The organism is Ralstonia sp. OTU4908 (genome assembly GCF_038440115.1).
GTDB classification, from domain to species: domain Bacteria; phylum Pseudomonadota; class Gammaproteobacteria; order Burkholderiales; family Burkholderiaceae; genus Ralstonia; species Ralstonia pickettii.
Genome location: NZ_JASATD010000026.1, coordinates 1 through 22,078, shown reverse-complemented (window position 1 = coordinate 22,078; position 22,078 = coordinate 1). Strand labels below are relative to the sequence as shown.

Annotated in this window: 17 protein-coding genes; 9 read left to right on the top strand and 8 right to left on the bottom strand. The window is 65.0% G+C overall.

All coding sequences use genetic code 11. The features are described 5' to 3' along the window. Positions 1-183 precede the first annotated feature (183 nt). Positions 184-1,446, top strand: coding sequence for a TIGR03862 family flavoprotein (locus AAHM38_RS18915; protein ID WP_103518819.1), 1,263 nt, complete (start codon positions 184-186; stop codon positions 1,444-1,446). A gap of 9 nt (positions 1,447-1,455) precedes the next feature. Here AAHM38_RS18915 and AAHM38_RS18910 read toward each other — a convergent pair whose 3' ends face one another. Further along, positions 1,456-2,610 carry a methyltransferase gene (locus tag AAHM38_RS18910; protein ID WP_103518820.1) on the bottom strand — a complete coding sequence of 385 codons (1,155 nt, stop codon included), beginning with the start codon at positions 2,608-2,610 and terminating at the stop codon, positions 1,456-1,458. A 299-nt stretch (positions 2,611-2,909) separates the two neighbouring features. Here AAHM38_RS18910 and AAHM38_RS18905 point away from each other — a divergent pair, with 299 nt between their 5' ends. From AAHM38_RS18905 to AAHM38_RS18890, 4 genes are read left to right on the top strand one after another with little or no spacing between them, the layout of a single operon-like run. Further along, positions 2,910-3,644 (top strand): DUF3348 domain-containing protein, encoded by a 735-nt coding sequence (locus tag AAHM38_RS18905; RefSeq protein ID WP_103518821.1) that lies wholly within the window; start codon positions 2,910-2,912, stop codon positions 3,642-3,644. 18 nt (positions 3,645-3,662) lie between these two features. Further along, positions 3,663-5,969: a DUF802 domain-containing protein gene (locus tag AAHM38_RS18900; protein ID WP_103518822.1), complete on the top strand. Its 2,307-nt coding sequence runs from the start codon at positions 3,663-3,665 to the stop codon at positions 5,967-5,969. Beyond that, a complete protein-coding gene (locus tag AAHM38_RS18895) occupies positions 5,966-6,619 on the top strand; it encodes an OmpA family protein (protein WP_009239900.1) in 654 nt (217 codons plus the stop codon). The genes AAHM38_RS18900 and AAHM38_RS18895 overlap by 4 nt, the downstream gene beginning before the upstream one ends. Further along, the gene (locus tag AAHM38_RS18890; RefSeq protein WP_405127773.1) at positions 6,597-7,238 is read left to right on the top strand and encodes a DUF2894 domain-containing protein; all 642 of its coding nucleotides are present in this window, start codon (positions 6,597-6,599) and stop codon (positions 7,236-7,238) included. The genes AAHM38_RS18895 and AAHM38_RS18890 overlap by 23 nt, the downstream gene beginning before the upstream one ends. 114 nt (positions 7,239-7,352) lie before the next feature. On the opposite strand, the gene AAHM38_RS18885 is transcribed toward AAHM38_RS18890, so the two are convergent. Further along, complete coding sequence (locus tag AAHM38_RS18885) at positions 7,353-7,778, bottom strand: HU family DNA-binding protein (RefSeq protein WP_065855658.1); 426 nt, start codon at positions 7,776-7,778, stop codon at positions 7,353-7,355. Positions 7,779-7,970: 192 nt separating this feature from the next. On the opposite strand from AAHM38_RS18885, the gene AAHM38_RS18880 reads away from it, so the two are divergent. Next, entirely contained in the window at positions 7,971-9,173 is a 1,203-nt protein-coding gene (locus AAHM38_RS18880) for a DUF2252 family protein (RefSeq protein WP_116576958.1), read from the top strand. Positions 9,174-9,479: 306 nt separating this feature from the next. On the opposite strand, the gene AAHM38_RS18875 is transcribed toward AAHM38_RS18880, so the two are convergent. Next, positions 9,480-10,775, bottom strand: coding sequence for an Nramp family divalent metal transporter (locus AAHM38_RS18875; RefSeq protein WP_116576959.1), 1,296 nt, complete (start codon positions 10,773-10,775; stop codon positions 9,480-9,482). 148 nt (positions 10,776-10,923) lie between these two features. On the opposite strand from AAHM38_RS18875, the gene AAHM38_RS18870 reads away from it, so the two are divergent. Further along, the gene (locus tag AAHM38_RS18870) at positions 10,924-11,793 is read left to right on the top strand and encodes a manganese catalase family protein (protein WP_116576960.1); all 870 of its coding nucleotides are present in this window, start codon (positions 10,924-10,926) and stop codon (positions 11,791-11,793) included. Positions 11,794-12,058: 265 nt separating this feature from the next. Here AAHM38_RS18870 and pdeM read toward each other — a convergent pair whose 3' ends face one another. The 4 genes from pdeM to AAHM38_RS18850 are packed head-to-tail and all read right to left on the bottom strand — an operon-like array spanning position 12,059 to position 18,034. Beyond that, complete coding sequence (pdeM, locus tag AAHM38_RS18865; protein WP_116576961.1) at positions 12,059-12,718, bottom strand: ligase-associated DNA damage response endonuclease PdeM; 660 nt, start codon at positions 12,716-12,718, stop codon at positions 12,059-12,061. Next, the gene (locus AAHM38_RS18860; RefSeq protein ID WP_116576962.1) at positions 12,715-15,330 is read right to left on the bottom strand and encodes a ligase-associated DNA damage response DEXH box helicase; all 2,616 of its coding nucleotides are present in this window, start codon (positions 15,328-15,330) and stop codon (positions 12,715-12,717) included. The genes pdeM and AAHM38_RS18860 overlap by 4 nt, the downstream gene beginning before the upstream one ends. Continuing rightward, positions 15,327-16,973, bottom strand: coding sequence for an ATP-dependent DNA ligase (locus tag AAHM38_RS18855; protein WP_103518827.1), 1,647 nt, complete (start codon positions 16,971-16,973; stop codon positions 15,327-15,329). Before AAHM38_RS18855 ends, AAHM38_RS18860 begins: the two co-directional genes overlap by 4 nt. Beyond that, positions 16,970-18,034: a ligase-associated DNA damage response exonuclease gene (locus AAHM38_RS18850; RefSeq protein ID WP_103518828.1), complete on the bottom strand. Its 1,065-nt coding sequence runs from the start codon at positions 18,032-18,034 to the stop codon at positions 16,970-16,972. Before AAHM38_RS18850 ends, AAHM38_RS18855 begins: the two co-directional genes overlap by 4 nt. Positions 18,035-18,745: 711 nt before the next feature. Here AAHM38_RS18850 and AAHM38_RS18845 point away from each other — a divergent pair. Together AAHM38_RS18845 and AAHM38_RS18840 are read left to right on the top strand one after the other, a co-directional pair. Next, a complete protein-coding gene (locus AAHM38_RS18845) occupies positions 18,746-19,198 on the top strand; it encodes a hypothetical protein (protein WP_009239887.1) in 453 nt (150 codons plus the stop codon). A 156-nt stretch (positions 19,199-19,354) separates the two neighbouring features. Beyond that, the gene (locus tag AAHM38_RS18840) at positions 19,355-19,741 is read left to right on the top strand and encodes a hypothetical protein (RefSeq protein ID WP_009239886.1); all 387 of its coding nucleotides are present in this window, start codon (positions 19,355-19,357) and stop codon (positions 19,739-19,741) included. A gap of 480 nt (positions 19,742-20,221) precedes the next feature. Here AAHM38_RS18840 and AAHM38_RS18835 read toward each other — a convergent pair whose 3' ends face one another. After that, entirely contained in the window at positions 20,222-21,475 is a 1,254-nt protein-coding gene (locus AAHM38_RS18835) for a GGDEF domain-containing protein (RefSeq protein ID WP_310735642.1), read from the bottom strand. Positions 21,476-22,078: the final 603 nt, after the last annotated feature.

Here is a 22,078-nt window from a genome sequence, read left to right as displayed (position 1 = left end):
GGACCGGTGCGCCGGCGCGGAGAAAAACGGAAAGAGGGCGCCAGTTTACCGAAAAGCAGGGTGGGCGACGGCCAGCGCACCCCAAGGGGCGTCATGCGCCGCCTGGTTTGCCCGCGTTCGGGCGGGATGTGACAATAGCGCCCCGCTTGTCCGCCCCGCGCGATTCGATCCGTTCCTCCCCGCATGTCCGAAACATCCAACGCCCCTCTCGTTGCCGTCATCGGCGCCGGCCCCGCCGGGCTCATGGCCGCTGAAGTCCTGTCGCGCAACGGCGTGCGTGTGGAGGTGTTCGACGCCATGCCGTCGGCCGGGCGCAAATTCCTGCTGGCGGGTATTGGCGGGATGAACATCACGCATTCGGAGCCGCTCGACGCGTTTCTCGGGCGTTATCGCACGCGGCGTGAGGCACTGGCGCCGCTCATCGGCCGCTTCAGCCCTGACGCCCTGCGCGCTTGGATTCATGGGCTGGGCATCGACACATTTGTCGGCAGTTCGGGGCGTGTCTTTCCGACTGAGATGAAAGCCGCGCCCTTGCTGCGCGCATGGCTGCACCGGCTGCGCGAGGCGGGCGTGCAGCTGCACATGCGGCATCGCTGGGTGGGCTGGGCAGAACCGTCGGACCACGCGCAGGTGCTGCGCTTTGAAACCGCCGGCGTTGAACGGCTGGTGCAAGCCGATGCCGTGGTACTGGCCATGGGCGGCGGCAGCTGGCCCCGCCTGGGCTCCGACGGCGCCTGGGTGCCGTTGCTGGAAGCGCGCGGCGTGCGGGTGCAGCCATTGCAGCCCGCCAACTGCGGGTTCGACGCCGATTGGAGCGCGTATTTCCAGGAGCGTTTTGCGGGGCAGCCCGTCAAGTCCGTCGCCATCGGTTTGCGCTCGAGCCATGACGGTGCGCTGCAATTCCGCCAGGGCGAGTTCGTCGTCACGCAGACGGGCATTGAAGGCAGTCTCGTCTATGCGTTGTCGGCGCCCATTCGCGACGCGCTTGCCGCAGAGGGCAGCGCGACGATCTGGCTTGACCTTGCGCCAGGCTGGAGTGCCCAACGTGTGACGGATGAACTGATGCGCCCGCGCGGTGCGCGTTCGATGTCGAGCCATCTGCAAAGCAAGCTGAATATCACGGGCGTGAAGCTCGGCTTGCTGCGCGAGTGCCTGAGCAAGGACGCGTTTGCCGATCTGACCCAGCTGGCGAAGGCTATCAAGGCATTGCCGTTGCGGCTCACACGTACAAGGCCCATCGACGAGGCGATCAGCACTGCAGGCGGCGTTGCATTTGAAGCGCTGGATGCAAAGCTGATGATCAAGTGTCTGCCGGGCGTGTTCTGCGCGGGCGAGATGCTCGATTGGGAAGCGCCGACAGGCGGCTATCTGCTGACGGCGTGTTTTGCGAGCGGCGCCGCTGCGGGGCAGGGCGCGCTCGACTATCTGGCGACGATGGCGCGCTGATTCACTGGCTTACTGGCGGGCCTTCAGGCGCCACAGCGACGTCACCTCGGCAACCCGGGCCCGATAGAGCGGGTCGTTTTCATCGGACGCCTTCGGGTGCTTCGGCTTGATGTCTTCCCGGCCCACCACCTGCAGGCCGGCCGCATCGATCATCGCCAGCAGGGCATCGCGCGTGCGCAGCCCAAGATGCTCGGCAAAGTCCGACAGGATCAACCAGCCCTCGCCATTCGGCTCCAGATGGGCGGCGAGGCCGTCCAGGAAGCCGCGCAGCATGCGACTGTCCGGGTCGTAGACGGCGCGCTCGATGGGCGAGCTGGGCCGTGCCGGCAGCCACGGCGGGTTGCATACGATCAGTGGCGCACGGCCTTCTGGAAACAGATCCGCTTCCACGATGTCGACCTGCGCTTGCAGACCGAGGCGCTCCACATTCTCGCGGGCGCAGGCCAGGGCACGCGAGTCCTGATCCGTGCCGATGACGCGCTTGACGCCGCGTTTGGCGAGCACCGCTGCCAGCACGCCGGTGCCCGTGCCGATATCGAACGCCAGCGTTTTCGAGGGCAGCGGCGCCTTCGCCACCAGATCGATGTATTCGCCGCGCACGGGCGAGAACACGCCGTAGTGCGGGTGAATGCGCTCACCACCGAGCGCGGGAATCTCCACACCCTTCTTGCGCCACTCATGCGCGCCGATCAAACCAAGCAGTTCACGCAGCGAGACGACGGACGCGGCGTGGCTCGTGCCGTAAGCCTCCGTGCAGGCGTCGCGCATGTCGGGGGCTCGGCGCAGCGGGATCGTGTAATCCGCATCCAGTGGAATCAGCAGCATGCCGAGCGTGCGGGCGCGCTGCGATTGCGCCTGCCGGTGCAGGTTGAACGCATCGATGGGCGAGGCGGGTTCCTTGCGCGCCTTGCCGGGTTTGCGATCCGTGCGGCGGGACATGGCTTGCAGCAGTTGGCGCGCGTTCTGGAAGTCGCCTTGCCAGAGCAATGCCGTGCCTTCGCAGGCGAGGCGATAGGCCGCATCAGCGGTGGTGCGATCATCCGCGATGACCACGCGCTTGGGCGGCGGGTTGCCGGCTTCGGAGCGCCAGACGGCGGTATGGACGGCGTCGCTGCTGGCTTCAGGGCGGTCGTCGGTCCAGGTGAGGGTGGGGTGTTCGGTCACGGGGGAAAAGGGGCGGGAAAGCGGGAGGGTGCGGTAGTGGGCGACACGATACCGCTGTCGGCCTGATCGCACAAATGTAGGCGGGCGACCCGGGCGCCGCTGCACTGCCGCGGTTTCGCTGGGGCGCCGTGTCATGGAGGGCCGATGCTGCGCTATGCGGTAAAGGACGTCGCCCCGTCTCGCCCGCGAGCCGATCGACTGCAGCGATTCTCCTGGCGAAGTGATTCTGCTGCCACTCGAAGACGTCGGTCCGACCCGGCGGGCAGTGTAAACTCCAGCCTTTTTTCGGCACTCGTAGCATGGCGCACGCCCAGCAACGCAGGGCGCTCAGCGGCCCCGCGCTGATCCGCATTCTTGCTCGCCTGACGGACGTCGACGTTTCCGCATCTGCGCAGCCCCTTTCTGGTCGGTTGAGCCAATGGCTCAGCTGGACGGATGCCATCACGCTCTTGTCGGCATTGAGCGCGGCACCGCCCGCCAGTGCCTCCAGCACGCGGCCCGTCGGCCCGGACGCCGAAACCATCGGTGGCCGCGTCCGCGCGGCGTTGACGAAGTCCATCGCGTCCAGCTGTGCGCCTGATGCCAGGCCTGGGCCACGCGCGCCGATCCAGAACCCGTCGGTGCCGGTGGTGGTCGACTACGCCGATTTCCGGCAGCGCTACGTGCTGATGCAGCAGACCATGGAACTGGAGATCAGCGACCTGCGTGGCCGCCTGCGGCGCCTGCTGGCTGCCAGGACGCCCGACCTCGCGCGCCTTGCGGTGCTGGACGCCAGCATGGAGCAGGCGCTCGCAGGCCGCGAGCGTTCGTTGCTGGGGGCCATTCCAGCGATGCTGGGGCCGTACTTCGAGCGCCTGCGCGCGGCCGAGCAGCAGCGGCAGGCCCAGTTGCCCGCAGAGGGCCAGGCCACCCCATCCACATCCCGCGCCTGGCTGGATGCGTTCCGCAAGGATATGCAGAGCGTGCTCCAGGCCGAGCTTGATGTTCGTTTTCAACCGATCGACGGGTTGCTCGCAGCCCTTCGCTCCCGCTAAGCGGGACAGACACCTTTCATGTCCAGACTTCACCTGAATCTCATCGTTTTCTTTGTCGGGCTGGCGGCCTTGGGGTGGATTGCCGGCGGTTACGTCGTCGGCGGGAACCTGCTGGCACTGGCCGTCACGCTTGTGATCGGTGCCGCTTATATGGCGGGCGCGCTGGAGCTGCGCCGTTATCGGCAAGCCACGGGCACGGTCGCCCAGGCCGTGGCAGGGTTGTCCGAGACGCCGCCCACTCTGGCGGCATGGCTGGAGCAACTGCACCCGAGCTTGCGCCATGCCGTGCGCCTGCGTGTGGAAGGCGAGCGCGTTGCGCTGCCCGCGCCCGCATTGACGCCGTATCTGGTGGGCCTGCTGGTGCTGCTTGGCATGCTCGGTACGCTGCTCGGCATGGTGGTGACGCTCAAGGGCACGGGCGCAGCGCTGGAAAGCGCGACGGATTTGCAGGCGATCCGCGCATCGCTGGCCGCCCCGATCAAGGGGTTGGGATTCTCGTTCGGCACCTCGATTGCCGGTGTGGCAACGTCGGCCATGCTGGGGTTGCTCTCGGCGCTGTGTCGGCGCGAGCGGCTGCAGGCCGTGCAGGCGCTCGACGCAAAGATCGCGACCACGCTGCGCATCTACTCGCACGCACATCAGCGTGAAGAAACGTTCAAGCTTCTGCAGCGGCAATCCGATGTGATGCCCGCGCTGGTTGATCGGCTGCAGGCGATGATGACGTCGCTGGAGCAGCAGGGCGCGGCCAGCAGCGAGCGACAGATCGCCGCCCAGCAGGCATTTCTCGACAAGGCGCAGACCGCTTACAGCCAGCTTGCGTCGTCGGTCGGTCAGTCCTTGAAGGACAGCGCAGCGGAGAGCGCACGCGTTGCCACCGCCGCGCTGCAGCCGGTGGTGGAAACGACGATGGCGGGCCTTGCCCGGGAATCGGCCGCGCTGCAGGAGACGGTCGCGCACGCGGTGCAGCGTCAGCTGGACGGCCTGTCGACGCGCTTTGAAGCGACGGCCGAGGCGGTTTCCGGCATCTGGAACCACGCCCTGTCGGCGCATCAACGCTCCAGCGAAGCCCTGCTTGGCCAGGTTGGCACGTCGCTGGACCGATTTGCCGAGGCATTCGAGCAACGCTCGGCGCGGTTGCTCGATGGCGTTGCCAAGCGTCTGGATGCCACCGCTGGCGGCCTGTCCGCTGCCTGGCGCGATGCGTTGGCCCGCCAGGAACACACCCACGCCGAACTGGCCGCGCAGAACCAGCGCGCGCTGGAGGCGGCCGCTGCCACGTTTGAGCAGCACGCCGTATCGTTGCAAGACGCGTCGCGCCAGTCGCATACGGCGCTGCAAGCCGCACTGGAAGCACGAGACGCGCAACGTCTCGCGGCCTGGACCGAGGCGCTCAGCGCAACGGGCGAGAAGCTCGGCCAGGCGTGGGAGAAAACCGGCGCCGATACGGCGAATCGTCAGCAAGATATCTGCGATGCGTTGGCGCAGACAGCGCGCGATATCGCCGCGCAGCAGGACGCATCGCGTCAGTCGCGAGCCGCGCTGCAAGCTGCGCTGGAAGCGAGAGACGCGCAACGTCTGGCGGCCTGGACCGATGCCCTTGGCGCCATGGGCGCCAAGCTGAGCGAGGCGTGGGAAAAGGCTGGCGCCGATACGGCAAGCCGTCAGCAACAGATTTGCGACGCACTGGCCCAGACCGCACGCGACATTTCCGCGCAAACGCAGGCACACGCCAACGACACGATCGGCGAGATTTCGCGCCTGGTCCAAGCCGCTTCGGAAGCGCCCAGGGCCGCGGCCGAAGTGGTGGCCGAGCTGCGCCAGAAGCTGTCCGACAGCATGGTGCGCGATACCGCGATGCTGGACGAGCGTGCGCGCCTGCTGGGCACGCTGGAAACATTGCTCGACGCCGTCAACCATGCATCGACCGAGCAACGCACGGCGGTGGACGCCCTGGTGGCAACGTCGGCGGATTTGCTGGAGCGAGTGGGTAAGCGGTTCACCGATCGCGTGGAAGCTGAGACCGGCAAGCTTGGCGCGGTGGCTGCGCAGGTGACCGGCAGCGCGGTCGAGGTGGCGAGCCTGGGCGAGGCGTTTGGCGTGGCCGTGCAGCTGTTTGGCGAGTCGAACGACAAGCTTGCGGCCCAGCTGCAGCGTATCGAAGCCGCGCTCGAGAAGTCGCTCACCCGCAGCGACGAACAGCTCGCCTACTACGTGGCGCAGGCGCGTGAGGTGATCGACCTGAGCATGCTGTCCCAAAAGCAGATCCTCGAAGACCTGCAACGGCTGGGCGACCAGCGCGCGCTGGCCGGGACCGAAGCGGCATGAACGACGAGATCGACGGTGGCATCGAGGCCACGGCGCCGGTCTGGGCCGCGTTCGGCGACCTGATGTCGGTGCTGCTGGGCGCGTTTGTGCTGATTCTGGTCGGCGTGATCGGCGTGCAGCTGGAGCTGTCCTCCAAGCTGGAAAACGAGGTCAAGCAGCGCGAGGCCGAGGCACAGCGCCGCAAGACACTGGAGCAGGCGCTGGCCGGCCCGCTGGCGGCCGGGCGCGTGACGCTCGTCAACGGGCGCATCGGCATCAACGGCAACGTGCTCTTCGCGATCAACTCTGATCAATTGCAGCCCGAGGGCCGCGCGCTGATGAAGAGCCTGGCGGGGCCGCTGGCCGCGTATCTCACTTCGCGTGAAGAGATCCTGATGGTGAGCGGGTTTTCCGACGATCAGCAGGTGCGTGCCGGCAACCGACTGTTTGCCGATAACTGGGAGCTGTCCGCCAAGCGCGCCTTGACCGTGACGCGTGCGTTGATTGATGAGGGCATTCCCGCGTCCAGCGTGTTTGCAGCAGCGTTTGGCTCGCAGCAGCCCGTGAGTTCCAACGCCGACGACGTTGGCCGTGCGAAGAACCGGCGCGTGGAGATTGCGCCGGTTCCAAGGCAGGCCGCTTCCAACGGTGGGCGCCGTGAGCCGCATTGATGTGTCGACGCAGGCCGCGCTCGACAGCTGGCGCGCAAGCGGCGCGGACCGGCTGGACCGCCTGCGCTTCTGCTTCATCGAGGCATTGCATCGGCGTGCGGCCGGACAAACCGGCGAGGCACGGCGCCTTCTCGATGCGCGGTTGGGTGAGCTGGTGGCGGCCTATGCAAAAGACGTCGATCGCGCGACAACCTTGTCCGATGCGACCGGCCCACGGGTGTCCGCCGGCAGCGCGTTGTCCGAACTGCTGCGTGACATTGCCAGCCGTGAGCGCACGGATGTCTTGAGCGCAGCAGACGGCGGCTCGGGGCGTCCTCTGCACGCATTGCCGGAACTCAGGATTCTCGAAGACGTGCGGGATACCTGGTCTCGCGTCAGCGCCGAGAAGCAGCTGCGTGACGCCTTGAACAAGGTGCCGGTCAATGCCGGGCCGCTGAACTCGAGCAGTCTCGTGCATCGGTCGCTGCTGTTGATGCGCGAGGTGTCGCCCGATTACCTGCGGCAGTTCCTGTCGTATGTGGACGCGCTTTCGTGGCTGGAGCGCATGAGCGGGGACAGCAACGTCGGTGGCCAGGAAGCTGCCCGCAGCGGCGGAAAGGCGGCGCGCAAGGCGCGCTAGGCATCACAGCACAGCGGCTTCCGGCCAGGCAGATTGGTCTGCGCCTGCTGCGTATTCCGACCGGCAAGCACGCAAAAAAGGGAGCCGAGGCTCCCTTTTTCTTTGCGCTGACGATCAGCTGTTGATCGCTGCGTCCTTGACCTTTTTCAAGGCGCGGACCTTGACGCGCACGGTAGCCGGTTTGGCTTCAAACCACTGCTCCAGGCCGGTAAACGGGTTTTTGCCGAAGCGGCGCTTGGTTGCCGGCACCTTGACCGAGGTCACCTTGAACAGGCCCGGCAGGGTGAATTCGCCGGCGCCCTTCTTGTGCAGCGAAGCCACGATGGTGTTCTCCAGATGGAGCAGCACCGCCTTCACCGCCTTGGCGTCGACGGCAGCTTGTTCCGCCAGATGGCTCACCAGGCTCGCCTTGGTGAACGTGTCCTTCAAGGGCTTGAGGGTCGGCGTCGTTGCAGCAGGCTTCTTTGCTGGCGCGGCCTTCTTTGCCGGCGAGGCCTTCTTTGCAGCGGTCTTGGCAGCGGTCTTGGTTTTGGTGGCCATAGTGAAAATAGATGGTTGGGTAAAGTTGACCATTCAATGGAAGCGACGCCTGTGCAGCGCGCTTCGAGCAAGCATAGCAAAGGTTGAGCGCCGTGGAGGCGTTATCTAAGCTGTTTTAGGGGGTGGGGAACACTTATTGCATACGGTTCGCCGTCCATCACTTTGTTCAAGCATCCCAGGTTCAGCACACACATGTCCCAACGAAAATCGTCGCACAGCGCGGTGAGCCCCAAAAACCGTGCACCCATACTTGCCCGGCTGCGCCAATCGAAGATGACGCGTTCCACCCATGCGTACGTTCGCGGCAGCACCGTGAAGTTCTACGAGTGGCTGAGCGAGGTGCAGCCGCACACGTTTCCCGAAGGGCCGACCATCTGGATCTGCGGCGATTGCCATGTCGGCAACCTCGGCCCGATCGGCCATACTTCCGGCGCCGCGCGCATACAGATCCGGGATCTGGACCAGACGGTGCTGGGCAATCCAGCGCACGACTTGATCCGGCTTGGCGTCTCGTTGGCGACCGCCGCACGCGGTTCGGACCTCCCTGGCGTCGTGACCGCACGCATGGTGGAGGCGCTGATGGCGGGGTACCTGCACGGTATCGACCCCGATGCAGCGTTGCGCTTGCCGCCGCGCCCTGCTTCCGTTCGCACAGCCATGAAAGCGGCAACTGCACGTACCTGGAAAGAACTGGCCAAGGAGCGGCTGAGCGACACGTCTCCAACCATTCCGCTAGGGCGCCATTTCTGGCCGCTCTCACGAGAAGAGCGGCGCGAACTGAAACATCTTGTGAGCCAGCACGAGGTGCTTGCACTGGTGGCGCGTCTTTACGAAATGCCGGGCGAAGCCTCCGTCAGCATCGTGGATGCGGCGTACTGGGTCAAAGGATGCAGCTCGCTCGGGCAGCGGCGTTATGCCGTCTTGCTGGCTGTCGATCAGGACCGCGGGCCGCGGTACCGGCTGATCGACATCAAGGAGGCGGGCAAGGCCGCGGCGCCCAGCACCGCTGCAGGCGAGATGCCCCGGATCAACGGGGAACGTGTAGTCACCGGCGCGCGGCGTCTTTCTCCTGACCTGGGCGATCGAATGGCATGGGGGCGCATGCTTGGCGGTAGTTTTTTCATGCGCGAGCTGCAGCCGCAAGACCTGAAGCTGTCGGTCGACAAGCTGGAGCACAAGGACGCCACCGTCCTGGCCGCTTACCTCGGCAACGTCGTCGGCCTCGCCCATGGCAGCCAGATGGCCCGGGATGTGGCGATGTCGTGGCACCGTGAACTGCGTGCGCGTCACGGGCGCTCCATCGACGCGCCGTTCTGGCTCTGGTCCTCGATTGTCGATCTGCTTGGACGGCACGAGCGCCAGTATCTCGAGTACTGCCGCGCCTGGGCTGGCTGATCCGCTGCGCTGCAGCTTTCCACGGGCACAAACGCTGCTATCGAGCCTTCGGAGCCATCGTGAGGCGATGATGAAGGATGGCGCTCGGCTGCCGAAGTGCGCAGCCAAGACAGCGGCAAGGAGGCGCGATGTACGTGGCGATGGGCGCGCCTATGCAAAGATGACCGCCGTGACCTTGGACAAGGATTTCGACAAACCGGCGGACGTCGTGCTGGACCATGTTTCGCTGGCCGACTTCATTGCGGCAGCGTGGGTATGCGCGGCGCACGCCTGACGGGGCCAGGGCGGCAGCGTCATCCCGCATCGCTATGCGACGAGATGGACGAGCAGCGCGCCGTTCAACCCAGCCACCAGGGCGGCCCCAGCCGTCGCAAGTAGAACCAGGCCGCGCCCGGCGGCATGCTGCCCCATCAGGTCCGGCCGGCGTGCCAGCCAGATCAGCGCCGCCATGGGAAACGGCACCACCATGCTCAGAATCACCTGACTGAGCACCAGTGCCCGCGTGACATCCATGCCCGCGCCGATGACGATGAACGCCGGCACCATGGTGATCAGTCGGCGCATCCATACGGGCAGGCGTACACGCAGGAAGCCTTGCAACACCATCTGGCCCGCCATCGTGCCGACCACGGAGCTTGAGAGCCCCGATGCGATCAACCCGACCAGAAACACCAGCCCAGCCGATGCCCCGAACAACGGCGCCAGGGTGACATAGGCATCCTCAATGCCGGCCACCTCCGCATGTGCGCCGTGAAACCCGCCTGCTGATACCACCACCATGGCGAGGTTGATGCAGCCGGCGGCGGCCAGCGCTGCCACCACCTCGCGGTTGGAATAGCGCAGCAGTTGTGATGTCTCCGATGCACTCTGTGGACGCACACGCGTATTGACCAGTCCCGAATGGAGGAAGAGCGCGTGTGGCATGACCGTGGCTCCGACAATGCCGGCCGCCAACATGAACGCGTCGGGCGGCAATGCCGTGGGGATGAAGGTTTGCCGCAGCGCCGCCGCCCACGAAACAGGCAAGATCCACACTTGGATGATGTAAGAGATACCGATGACGGCCACCAGCGTGCCAATCATCAGTTCAACAGAGCGGAAGCCCCGCGCCTGCAGCATCAGCAAAAGATAAGTCAGCACACCGGCGACGACCATGGCTTGCAGCAGAGGCATCCCGGTCAGGAGCGCGATGCCCAGAGCGGCCCCTACGAACTCGGCAAGGTCGGTCGCCATGGCGGCAAGCTCGCTGATGAACCACATGCCAAGACCGGCAGGCGCAGGCAGGTGCGTGCGGCAGAGTTGCGCCAGGTTTTGGCCCGTCACAATGCCCACGCGTGCAGAGAGCATCTGGAACAGCATCGCCACCAGGCTCGATGCCAGCACGACCCAGAGCAACTGATATCCGTAGCGGGCACCGGCCTCGATGCCCGTGGCGATGTTGCCCGGATCGGTATACGCCACCGATACCACCACGGCCGGGCCAACGAACGGCGTGAACGTGCGCCAGCCGCGTCGCCGGCCTTCCAGCGCTTCGCGCGCGTGGGCGACAACGCTTCTCGATGCAGAAGAACTGTCGCGTTCAAGCGCGAGGGTGTCGTCCATGGGTGCTCCGGGAGATAGGCAGGCGGCGCAAGGCCCTTCGCAACGCGCGTACCCGACAGCGCCACGCGAGGCGTGCGGTACGCGATGGAACGGGTGTTGCGGAAAGGGTTGCGCCATGAAGGCATCCATCCATTCCTGGAGAACCCCCATGTTCATGCACAACAAGCGATTGCAGTACACCGTTCGCGTCAGCGAAACCGATCCTGGATTGGCCAATCTGCTGCTGGAGCAGTTCGGTGGCCCCCAAGGCGAGCTTGCGGCAGCGATGCGCTACTTCACGCAAGCCGTTGCAGAAGAGGATGCAGGCCGCAAGGACATGCTGTACGACATCGCGACGGAGGAGCTGAGCCACCTTGAGATCATCGGCACCATCGTCGCCATGTTGAATCGCGGTGCCAAGGGGGAACTGGCGGAAGCGGTGGACGAGCAGGCGGAGTTGTATCGCAAGCTCAATGGCGCCGGTAACGATAGCCATGTGACGCAGGTGCTTTATGGTGGGGGGCCATCGTTGACCAACTCAGCAGGCGCTCCGTGGACGGCCGCCTACATTGACTCGATCGGTGAGCCGACGGCGGATCTGCGCTCGAACATTGCGGCCGAAGCCCGCGCCAAGATCATCTATGAACGGTTGATCAACGTGAGCGCCGACCCCGGTGTGCGCGATGCGCTGGGCTTTCTCATGACGCGCGAGGTGGCGCACCAGAAGTCGTTCGAGAAGGCGCTCTACGCCATCAACGGCAACTTCCCCCCGGGCAAGCTGCCGCCGGTGCCGGAGTTCAGCGATGCGTATTTCAAGATGTCGCGTGGTGGTCCCATCGTGCAGGCACCGTGGAATAGCGGTACGGGTCTTGAGCTGGTCGCAGACCCCCCGATGCCTGCGGACGGCGGAGACGGCAACGCGTCGGTCAACCTGACCGATGCCGAACTGGCTGCGCTGGAGGCCATGAAGACGCGTCTGGCTTCGGACCCGGCTGTCGATCCGACCACCGGTGCGGAGCTTGGTGAAGCGAAGGCGTGATAACCGCATCCAGGCCCGGGTGCAGCGTCACTCGGGCCTGGACATTGCGTCTGCGTCAGACACCGCGCGTTTCAAGCCCGAACAAACATGGAGACGCTCATGGATATGCGAGTACCGTTTGCGATCGCGGCGCTACCCTTGCCATGATTGCCATGTACTCGCTCGACCGCGGCGTGCCCGCTGGTGTGTTCGGGGCAGGCGCACAACAACACGCGCCGATTCACGCGAGAGTCGATTCCCTGCACGAACAATGAGAAGTTGCGCCTTAGCTGGGCAGTGGCCAGACGCAGTCGTCGGCGACAGCAAAGAGCGCTTCTCCGGGTGCAGCCGGTGCCGTCCACAAGCCGGTGAACTCGCCAAATGCGGGCAGCAGGGCGCCGGTCGCTCCAAACCTGAAACACGGCAGCCGGAGGCGGTCCCGAGCCGGTCCGCTGATGACGACGCCCGGGTGCACATGTCCGGCGATGACGTAGCGATCGGGCACCCGCTGCGGTTCATGGCACAGCGCGAAGGGCCCGATCGCCCACGGCTCTTCCACCACGTTAAAGCGCAGGTCCGCAGGTGGGTCTCCGGCATGGCGGTCGTGGTTGCCGCGGACCAACGTGCAAGCGACCTCGGCGTGGCGTGCGCGCCAGACGGCGAGCGCATCGAGTGCTGCGTGCGCCTCACGTGCGTGCAGGAGATCGCCCAGCCACGCGATATGCGCCACCGGCAGCCGGGCGAGCATGGCATCCAAGCGCGCGACCGCCTGGCTCGTGCTCCCAGCCGGCACCGGCACGCCACGCGCCCGGAACGTGGCCGCCTTGCCGAAATGCGCATCCGCCACCATCAGCATGCGTTGCGCAGGCCACCATAGCGCGCGCTCGGGCAGCAGCCATACGGTCTCGCCCGCGCATTGGATGGCGTAGTCTTTGGCGACCGTCATAGCAATGGTAGTGGTTTCGATGTCTTACGCGGCCGGCGCGTGCGGCGGCTGGACTTGCCCGCGGTGTAGGGCGATTCGGTCAGGCGCAGCGCGGCATGTACGTCGGTCTCGATCTCCGGCCTGGCCGCAGCATCCGGATCGGTGGGTTCGGGGCCGGCGGCGCGCTCGGCTTCGGCCAGCATGCGTGCGATCCGATCGGCGAGTTTCTCCGTCGAGAGCTGCTCGCGAAACCGCTCCACCATCAACGGAAAACTGAACGGCGACGGACGTTTCAGTGCGCAGAGCTGCAGCTGCAAACCGCGCATGCGGACGAGGGCGGCTTCGATACGGTCGAGATCCAGTTCCTGGCGCAGCACTTCGGTTTCTGCCTGCGAGAGCAGCAGGTTGCCGGGGTCGTGGCGCCGGAAGACTTCATAGAACAAGCCAGAAGACGCCTGCAACTGGCGCGCGCTCTTGTGTGCGCCGGGGTAGCCCTGAAACACCAGCCCCGAGACGCGTGCAATCTCGCGAAAGCGGCGTTGCGCCAGTTCTCCGGCGTTCAGGCTGGCCAGCACGTCCGGCATGAGGGTGTGCGTGGCAAAGAGTTCGCCGCTGGCGAGCAGCGCCGGCCAGTCGATGGGTGTGGCCGATAGCAGTTCGAGGCCGTAGTCGTTGAACGCCAGTGAGAAGGTCGCCGGCGTGCGATTGGCCGCACGCCAGCCGAGGAGGCTCGCAAGCCCGAGGTGCGCATGCCGCCCGGCAAACGGGTACAGAAATAGATGCCAGCCCTCGCGCGAGTGCAGCGTCTCGGCCACCAGCGTTGCCGTGGTGGGCAGCGCAGACCAGCGCGCCTGCAACTCCAGCAGCGGGCGCGCGGCTTGCATTTCGGGGCTGTCGAAGCGGGCATGTGCCGCCGCATCGAGTTGCGCCACCACCGCGTGCGAAAGCTCGTTGGATAGCGGCATACGGCCGCCGTTCCAGCGCGGCACCGCAGCGCGTTTGCCGGTGGCGCGCCGCACATAGGCGGTCATGTCCTGCACGCGCACCAGTTCCAGCAGGCGGCCGGCAAACAGGAAGTTGTCGCCGGGGCGCAGCCGCGCAATGAAGCCTTCTTCAATCGACCCCAGTGCGCCGCCACCGGACGCGTGCCACCAGCGCACGGTCATCGTTGCATCGCTGACGATGGTGCCGATGCTCATGCGGTGTCGCCGCGCGAGCCGCGCATCGGGCACGCGCCAGATGCCGTGTTCATCGGGCATGACGCGGCGGTAGTCGGGATACGCCGTGAGCGAGTGGCCGCCCTGTCGCACGAAATCGAGCGCCCATTGCCACTCGTCGTCGTGCAGATCCCGGTAGGCCCAGGCGCGGCGCACTTCCTGCAGCAGCGCGTCAGGCACAAAGCCGCCGCCCAGGGCGACCGTCACCAGATGCTGAACCAATACATCCAGCGGCTTGTGTGGCGAGGTGCGGGCCTCCACCTGTCCTGACATGGCCGCAGCGCGGGCCGCAGCGCCTTCCACGAGTTCAAGGCTATGCGTGGGCACCACCGTCACGCGAGAGGGCCGGCCAGGTGCGTGGCCAGATCGCCCCGCACGCTGCAACAGCCGCGCCACACCCTTGGGCGAGCCGATCTGCAGCACGCGTTCCACCGGCAGAAAATCCACGCCCAAATCCAGGCTTGACGTGCAGAACACCGCCTTGAGCTTGCCTTGCTTGAGCCCGGTCTCGACCCAGTCGCGCGTTGCGCGGTCCAGCGAGCCGTGATGCAACGCAATCAGCCCGGCCCATTCCGGCCGCGCATTGATGACTGCCTGATACCACAGTTCCGCCTGCGAGCGCGTATTGAGAAACACCAGCGCGGTGCTGGCGCTTTCCAGCTCTTCCAACACATGCGGCAGCATCGCCATGCCCAGATGCCCGGCCCACGGAAAACGGCCCACGCCATCGGGCAGCAGCGTATCGATTTCCATGCGCTTGGGCAGGTGGCCTTGCACCAGTGTGCCGGGGGTGGTGGTTGCTGCATCGCCGAGCGCGTCCATGGCTTCCGACAGATTGCCCAGCGTCGCGGAAAGTCCCCACACGATCAGTTCCGGCGACCACGTGCGCAGCCGGGCGAGCGCCAACTGGACTTGCACGCCCCGCTTGTTGCCAACGAGTTCGTGCCATTCATCCACGACCACCACACGCACCGAGCTCAGGGCCTCGCGCGCATCGGCGCGTGCAAGCAGCAACGACAGGCTTTCGGGTGTGGTCACAAGGGCGGTCGGCAGGCGGCGTGATTGCGCGGCGCGCTCGGCGCTGCCGGTGTCGCCGGTTCGCAAGCCGAGCGTCCAGTGCGGTGCCAAATCCAGTGCGGCCTCGGTCAATGCGCGTGTTGTGTCGGCCGCCAGTGCGCGCATGGGTGTGAGCCATAGCACCGATAACGGTGGTGCGCCGCTGCGGCTGCGTACTTGCGCCAACCGCTGCAGCGCTCCCAGCCAGACCGCATAGGTTTTCCCCGCGCCCGTGGTGGCATGCAGCAGGCCCGATTCGCCGCGCGCCATGGCCGACCACACAGTGCGCTGGAACGGCATGGGCGTCCAGCCACGCGCATCAAACCACGTATCAAGATCGGGCAGTGCAGGTTCGTTCATGACGGCGGCAGCAGGCTCTCCAGCGTCTGCAGGGTATCGGCTTCAGCAGCGGGCTTGTCGTGCCGCCAGCGTAGCATGCGCGGAAACCGCACTGCGATGCCGCTCTTGTGCCGAGGGCTGCGCGCAATGCCCTCGAAGCCCAGTTCGAACACCAGCGTCGGCGCTACGCTGCGCACGGGGCCGAAGCTCTCCACCGTCGTCTTGCGGATGAGCGCGTCGACCTGGCGGATCTCTGCGTCGCTCAGGCCGGAGTACGCCTTGGCAAACGGCACGAGCTTGCGCTCGGGCACCTCGGGCGGTGCATCCCATACGGCGAAGGTGTAATCGGTGTACAGGCTCGCGCGCCGGCCGTGGCCACGCTGCGCGTAGATGAGGACCGCATCCACCGAGAACGGATCGACCTTCCACTTCCACCACACCCCCACGTCCTTGGTGCGGCCCACGCCGTAGCGGGCGTCGCGCCGCTTGAGCATCAGCCCTTCCACGCCAAGCTCGCGGGATGCCTCACGCTGCCGCGCAAGATGCAGCCAGTCGTCGCCTTGCAGCAGCGGTGACAGCTCCAGCGCCGGATGGACGTATTCGGCAATCACACGTTCTAGCTGCGCGCGGCGCTCGCTCTGCGCGCGCTCGCGCAGATCCTGCCCCTGCCATTCCAGCAGGTCATACGCCAGCAGCACGGCCGGCGCCTCGCGCAGCACGCGCGCGTTCAGGGTCTTGCGGCCGATGCGTTGCTGAAGCAGGGCAAACGGCTGCACGCGACCGTCTTGCCAGACCACGATCTCGCCATCGAGCACGGTGCCCGGCGGGAGCGCCTCCGCCATTGCGGACAGTTCGGGAAAGCGTTCGGTGATGAGTTCCTCGCCGCGCGACCACAGCCATGCGCTGTCGGCGCGCCGCACGAGTTGCGCGCGGATGCCATCCCACTTCCATTCGATTTGCCATTCAGTGGGCGCGCCGAGCAGGGTGTCGAAGGCGTCCAGTTCCGCCTGCAGCGGGTGCGCGAGAAAGAATGGATACGGGTGCCCGGTATCGAGCGCGTGGCCGTCGACGCTGGCATCGGCCAGCAGCGCCCGATAACGCTCGGCGGTGGGCGCCTGTCCGATGTCGGTATAGCCCATCAGCCGTTGCGCGACGTGCTTGGGGTCGGTGCCGCCCACCTCAGCCAGCGCGCGCGTGACCAGCAGTTTCGACACCCCCACGCGAAACGCCCCCGTGATCAGCTTCATCAACACGAGCCGGGCATGCAGCGGTAGACCCCGGCACAGTTCAGCCAAGCGCGGCAGTACCAGCTCGGGGGGCTGCCCGCGCAACGGCAGCAGACGTGCCTCCATCCACTCGGCCAGGCTGGCGTTGTCTGCGCGATCCGCATCCGGCAGGACCAGCGCGATCGTCTCGGCCAGGTCGCCCACGGCCTGGTAGCACTCGTCAAACAGCCATTCGGGCAAGCCGGACGTGGTCTGCGCAAAGCTGGCGAGCACGCGCACGGGCACCAGCTGGCGAGGTTTGCCGCCAGCCAGGAAGTAGACCGCCCAGGCGGCGTCGGCATCGGGCGCGGTGCGCAGATAGGCCACCAGTGCGGCCAGCTTGCCGTTGCTCGATGTGGTGGCGTCGAGCTGCGCGTACAGATCGGCAAAGGCTTTCATGACGCGGGCGTGTCCTCTGGCTCGCCTGCGGTGGGCGTATCACCTGCTCCGGCGGCTTCGCTTTCTTCGGCCTCGTCGCCATACTCGGTGGCGAAGGCGCGCGCATCCAGGCCGCGTTCGGACAGCCACCGCACCATGGGCGCAACCTGGCCGTGCGTGACATAGACACGCGTGGCGCCCGTGGCGTCGATGGCCTGCAGCAAGCCGGGCCAGTCGGCATGATCGGACAGCACGATGCCGCGATCGACGCCGCGCCGCCGACGTGCGCCGCGCAGCTGCATCCAGCCGCTGGCAAACGCATCGGCGTAGTCGCCAAACCGCCGCATCCACGCCGTGCGTTGTGCGGAGGGCGGTGCCAGCACGAGGGCACGCCGCAAGTCCGCGCGTGGCACGTCGGTCGCGAGTTGCGTGGGCGGCAGCGCCACGCCTGCGTGCCGATAGGCGGCATCCAGTTGCAGCATGGCGCCGTGCGAAACGATGGGCCCAATGTCGGTATCGAGCCCAGAAAGAATGCGCTGCGCCTTGCCGAACGCGTAGCAGAACACGATGCTTGCGCGCCCCGCCTCGGCATTGCCGCGCCACCATGCATTGAGCTGGGCGAAGATCTCGGCCTGCGGCCGCCAGTGGTAAATCGGCAGGCCGAAGGTGGATTCGGTAATGAAGGTATTGCACCGCACCGGTTCGAACGGCGTGCAGGTGCTGTCAGCCTCCACCTTGTAGTCGCCGGACACGACCCACACGTCGCCGCCGTATTCCAGCCGCACCTGCGCAGAGCCCAGTACGTGCCCCGCCGGATGAAAGCTCAGCCGCACCCCGTGATGGACGATGGACTCGCCGTACGGCAGGGTTTGCAGGGGGATGTCGGCTCCCAGGCGTGCGCGCAGCACGCCTGCTCCCGGGGCTGCGGCCAGGTAATGCTGGTGCCCTATACGGGCGTGGTCACTGTGGGCATGTGTGATGACGGCGCGATCTACCGGCCGCCATGGGTCAACGTAGAAGTCGCCTGCCGGACAATACAGGCCGCTGGGCGTGGTTACGATCAGGTCCGCTGCGCTGGTCATCGATTGCTCTCATTAGATGCCCCTTCATCCGACACCCGCAACAGCCGCCCGCGACAGCGTCAGCGCAATGGCTGCTTGCTTACGGGCTCGGCACGCATGTCGGCCGGGCCCCCGGGCCCTGCGGCGGCGGCACCTGGGCCGGCCGAATCACCACCAGGCTGACGCGTTCCCGCGGAAGTGTCCGCGGGCTGCGTGGCGGGCGACTTCGGTGCAGAGGCCGGCATGGTGTCCGGATACCGCGGCAAGGAGTGGTTTGCCGTCTTGGGTTGAACCGCCGGAGCGGCGTCTGGCGATGGCGGGTGCGGCTCAGCCGGCTGTGCAAGCGAAAGCCCGCTGCCGGTCGTCGATACCAGAAAGAATAACCAACCTGCGGCTGCTTGTTTTGCTGCGCGTAATTCCTGATGCACGCATGGGCTCCGTTGCGCTCCCGTGGAGGAAGCAGCCGGCATGCCAGGCGTGCTGGCGGGCGATTGCAGAGCGGTTGTGGAGCGGACGGGCGTCGCGGCTGAGGAGGCGGGTGGCCATTTCTTCAAGGGTGGGAAAAATGACAGTCAGCGGCCCTGGACCTCCGAAAACCGGTGAGCGCGACTTCTCAGCTGCTGAGCGACCCATCCAGAATTTGATCTGTATCAGCCAGCGAAGGCCAGCATCGACGTACCGTGGGGTTCTATTAGAAAGAGCCATCCAATAGGCCAAAAACGGGGGAGCATCATGCTTGAGCATCAACCAGACGAGGTGGTCGCCGCCGCTCTTTGGGAACTGGAGTCCTCGGTGTGCCGTGCATTACCCAGAGGAGCGCTCGTCAGTTCGGCCCGTGCTTACTGCGGTGGCTATGACGTGGCGGCGAAGTGGTCAATGTCGACCGTCCGCGGCAATCGCCAGGAATGCACGTTAGCTGTTCATTTCAGCCTGGCAGAGGCCAAAGCGTACTGTCGATCGAACCACCCAAGACGGGAGGAGATCTGTCGGCGCGTGAGCGAATGGCTATGCGTTCAGTTGGAATTTCAGCGCGTAGAGCTGTGCGCAGACACAGGTTACGACCTGGTGCTCACCGCGCCAAACGCCTTCTTTCTCGATGAACGAGACGCCATTCAAGTGGGCCGCGAAGACCGGGAACACGATTTTTCGCTCTATCGTGGCGCGTCATTGCCGCCACTGAGGTGAGCGGAAGTTCTGTCCGACAGCGGCTGGGTTCTGTCCTTTCCGCTGCTTGACTCTCTACACGCAGGTTCGTTGTGCGCCGTCAACGCACGGGGTTACGCAGCAGCTACCTTCGAATGGCGGCCCGTCAATGTGGGCACGCGCAAATGCGGAGGCCTTATGCGCGAGTGGATCAGCGAAGCCGAGAAGACTTGTCTGCGTGAACTCCAAGATGCGCTAACTGAGACGCTGCCCCGTCGCGCCGTCCTGCGCCTCGAAGGCGATGAGCTAGACGGAATAGGTGCACACGCGTGGTGGATAGTAGAGGGCCCGCAAGGCGCGAAGCAGGTCAACTCGTTTTCCTTTCACCTGACGGAGTTGATGTTGCAGGCCTACTTTCACCAGTCGATCGACGCTCGTGCAAGTACGTGCGGGCGATTGAAGGATTGGGCGCACTGGGCGCTCGAAGGCGCAGAAGAGTCCGACGACAACGAGATGGGCTTCGATATCTGTGCGGTGGTCCCTGGAAGCATCTTTCACCCAAGCGGTCATTTACAGCGGCCGTGACAGCTCGGTCGCAGGACAGATAGCGGCTTTGCGTCGTTGTTCACATTGGGTGGCGGGCAGTGGGCGTAACTTGCAGCTGGGATGGGCGGCGCAGCCTTTGGGGCTTTTCTAGCTAGCATCGATCAACGACGCCTCCTGATGAGGGTAGGACGTTGAGCGTGTCATATGGGTCAAACGTTTGCTTCTGATAGAAAAAAAAGCGCCCCTGCACACGACTCGGGCGCGGACGCCTTTATCCCTCCGGAAGAGCGTCAGAAAACGCAGAGCACGCAACAGTAGGGACCGTTGGATATTCTGCATTTTTTCATTATCAGTGGATTGAAAAGAAACTTAACCACCCATTAGAGGGGAGAAGCGTACTCTCCGTTGAAAGCCACCTAGCTGAACTGGTTTCGAGTCGGGAAGTTATGCGATGGTCATCGTAAAACCACAGTCCGGCCATCGTGGATTCAGTAGATTGGATTTCAAAGTGGCTGCGGTTCAATGCGTTTCAACGTCGCGCTCTTCGACTTCTGGCGCCGTGACGACTCGATTGCGCCCTGTGGCTTTTGCCAGATACAGTGCCGCGTCCGCCCGCGCCAAGGCAACCTCCAGCGTATCTCCGGGCATGACGCATTCGACCCCTGCGCTGAAGGTGCAGCGGACGCCTTCTATTGGCGATCCTTCGACGGCAAGCCGCAGTTCGTCTATCAACACCGCTGCGTCTGCCTTTTGTGCTTCCACGCAAATAATCGCGAATTCCTCCCCGCCTAGACGCCCGAAAAGGTCGCTCGACCGCAGTCGTGCGGTCACAACAGTTGCGACGTGTCTAAGGGTCCGATCTCCGACCGCATGGCCAAAAGCGTCGTTGACGGCTTTGAATTCGTCGATGTCCAGAATGGCGATCGATACCGGCTTGCCCTTTGCAACCGTTTCGCGAAGCACGGTGTTCGCCTTTTCGATGAAGGCACGTCGCATGAGTGCACCGGTCAGTTCGTCGATACTCGCGAGCTGTTCCATTCTTCGCGCGAGCTGATCATGTGCAAGCATCACCATCCCGGTTGACATGCACGGCAATGTGACAATTGCGAGTCCGAGAAACAGAACGTTCCAGGGCGAGGGATCCAGAAGAGCCATTTGCGGCAAACCGAAGCCTCCGGCGACGGCCCGCGCGATATGGAATAACGCGCCCAGATAGGCGGCCGCCGCAACGAATCGATATGGGTAGCGCGCACCGTCACGCGGCGCGTGACGCAGCGCCAACGTACCCACAGCGATTCGTGAATAAGCGAGCAAAATGGAGACGAGCGCGATCTTCGCACCCAAGTTCGGCGACGCGTAAGTAAAGTACACCAACGCTGCGAAGGCGATGGCGAATGCCGCAGTTTCGTCGTGCCGTACGTAACTCATGCCGAAGAACTGCCGCATTCCCTGCACGAGCAACAGCATGGCCGTCACCGCAATCAACGCAGCCCCAATGGTCGTGAACTGTCCTGGCTGAGTACCGGCGACCAACATCCACACCAAAGCAGTGGCCAACAGTGCGTGAGCTAAGCACCAGCGACCTATACCCATCACCCCAGTCCGAAGCAGCGAACCAAGGATGGCCACGCTCATCAGGCAAGACATGATCACAATACCTACCAGAATGAGGGGGCTGAGCATGAGATCGGGGTGGTGACAAAAAATTGGCGAAACAAGAGGAGCGAAACCGTATTCGACAACTGAGCGCAGAACGAACGAATCCGCTGGCACGCGATTCTGTTGCTAGATTTTGCGAATAGCAGTTGCGTGGCTCTCAAGCGGCCACCGCACCGTGCTGTTCCCGAGCTTGAAGATTGCCCGCGCGACACAGTGCATCGGCCTGCTCGGCCATTGTATGAGCGGCGGCCTAACGCTCTTCTACCAGTTCTGCATTCCGCTCTGTGACCTCCTCAATCGGACCGACGGCCGTGCTGACTTGCTCGACAGGTACATGGCATGGTGTTGGGTAAGGCGATGACAGCCGGGCAGGGTCTTGGCCTCTACGTCCTCTTATCGACCAATTTGCGTGCCACTTAATACTGTTTTCAGCAATGCAAAGCGCCATGACGGACCAAGAAAAGAGTGCCGTCTATCAGCGTGTCGGTTTAATACGCTGCTACGGCATTGGGTGGAGCGTCGTGGGTCGATGGCGTATGCCTTGTGTTAACGGTTGGCCGGGGTTGGCACAGAGAGGTTTCGTCCCGGCCTGAAAGTAATGTTCACGAGACACCCACGCTCCAGACCGAGCGGACGATCCTCGCCCCCATTGAGCTGGGAATCTTCCGTCGTCACGTCTTGACCGCTCGAAACGACGGCAGCCCTGCCGGGATAGGT

Coding starts and splice junctions, on each gene's coding strand:
- AAHM38_RS18845 (WP_009239887.1), top strand. CDS start 18,746: ATGCTTGAGCATCAACCAGACGAGGTGGTCGCCGCCGCTCTTTGGGAA.
- AAHM38_RS18900 (WP_103518822.1), top strand. CDS start 3,663: ATGTCCAGACTTCACCTGAATCTCATCGTTTTCTTTGTCGGGCTGGCG.
- AAHM38_RS18870 (WP_116576960.1), top strand. CDS start 10,924: ATGTTCATGCACAACAAGCGATTGCAGTACACCGTTCGCGTCAGCGAA.
- AAHM38_RS18840 (WP_009239886.1), top strand. CDS start 19,355: ATGCGCGAGTGGATCAGCGAAGCCGAGAAGACTTGTCTGCGTGAACTC.
- AAHM38_RS18885 (WP_065855658.1), bottom strand. CDS start 7,778: ATGGCCACCAAAACCAAGACCGCTGCCAAGACCGCTGCAAAGAAGGCC.
- pdeM (WP_116576961.1), bottom strand. CDS start 12,718: ATGACGGTCGCCAAAGACTACGCCATCCAATGCGCGGGCGAGACCGTA.
- AAHM38_RS18855 (WP_103518827.1), bottom strand. CDS start 16,973: ATGAAAGCCTTTGCCGATCTGTACGCGCAGCTCGACGCCACCACATCG.
- AAHM38_RS18875 (WP_116576959.1), bottom strand. CDS start 10,775: ATGGACGACACCCTCGCGCTTGAACGCGACAGTTCTTCTGCATCGAGA.
- AAHM38_RS18880 (WP_116576958.1), top strand. CDS start 7,971: ATGTCCCAACGAAAATCGTCGCACAGCGCGGTGAGCCCCAAAAACCGT.
- AAHM38_RS18860 (WP_116576962.1), bottom strand. CDS start 15,330: ATGAACGAACCTGCACTGCCCGATCTTGATACGTGGTTTGATGCGCGT.
- AAHM38_RS18895 (WP_009239900.1), top strand. CDS start 5,966: ATGAACGACGAGATCGACGGTGGCATCGAGGCCACGGCGCCGGTCTGG.
- AAHM38_RS18915 (WP_103518819.1), top strand. CDS start 184: ATGTCCGAAACATCCAACGCCCCTCTCGTTGCCGTCATCGGCGCCGGC.
- AAHM38_RS18905 (WP_103518821.1), top strand. CDS start 2,910: ATGGCGCACGCCCAGCAACGCAGGGCGCTCAGCGGCCCCGCGCTGATC.
- AAHM38_RS18850 (WP_103518828.1), bottom strand. CDS start 18,034: ATGACCAGCGCAGCGGACCTGATCGTAACCACGCCCAGCGGCCTGTAT.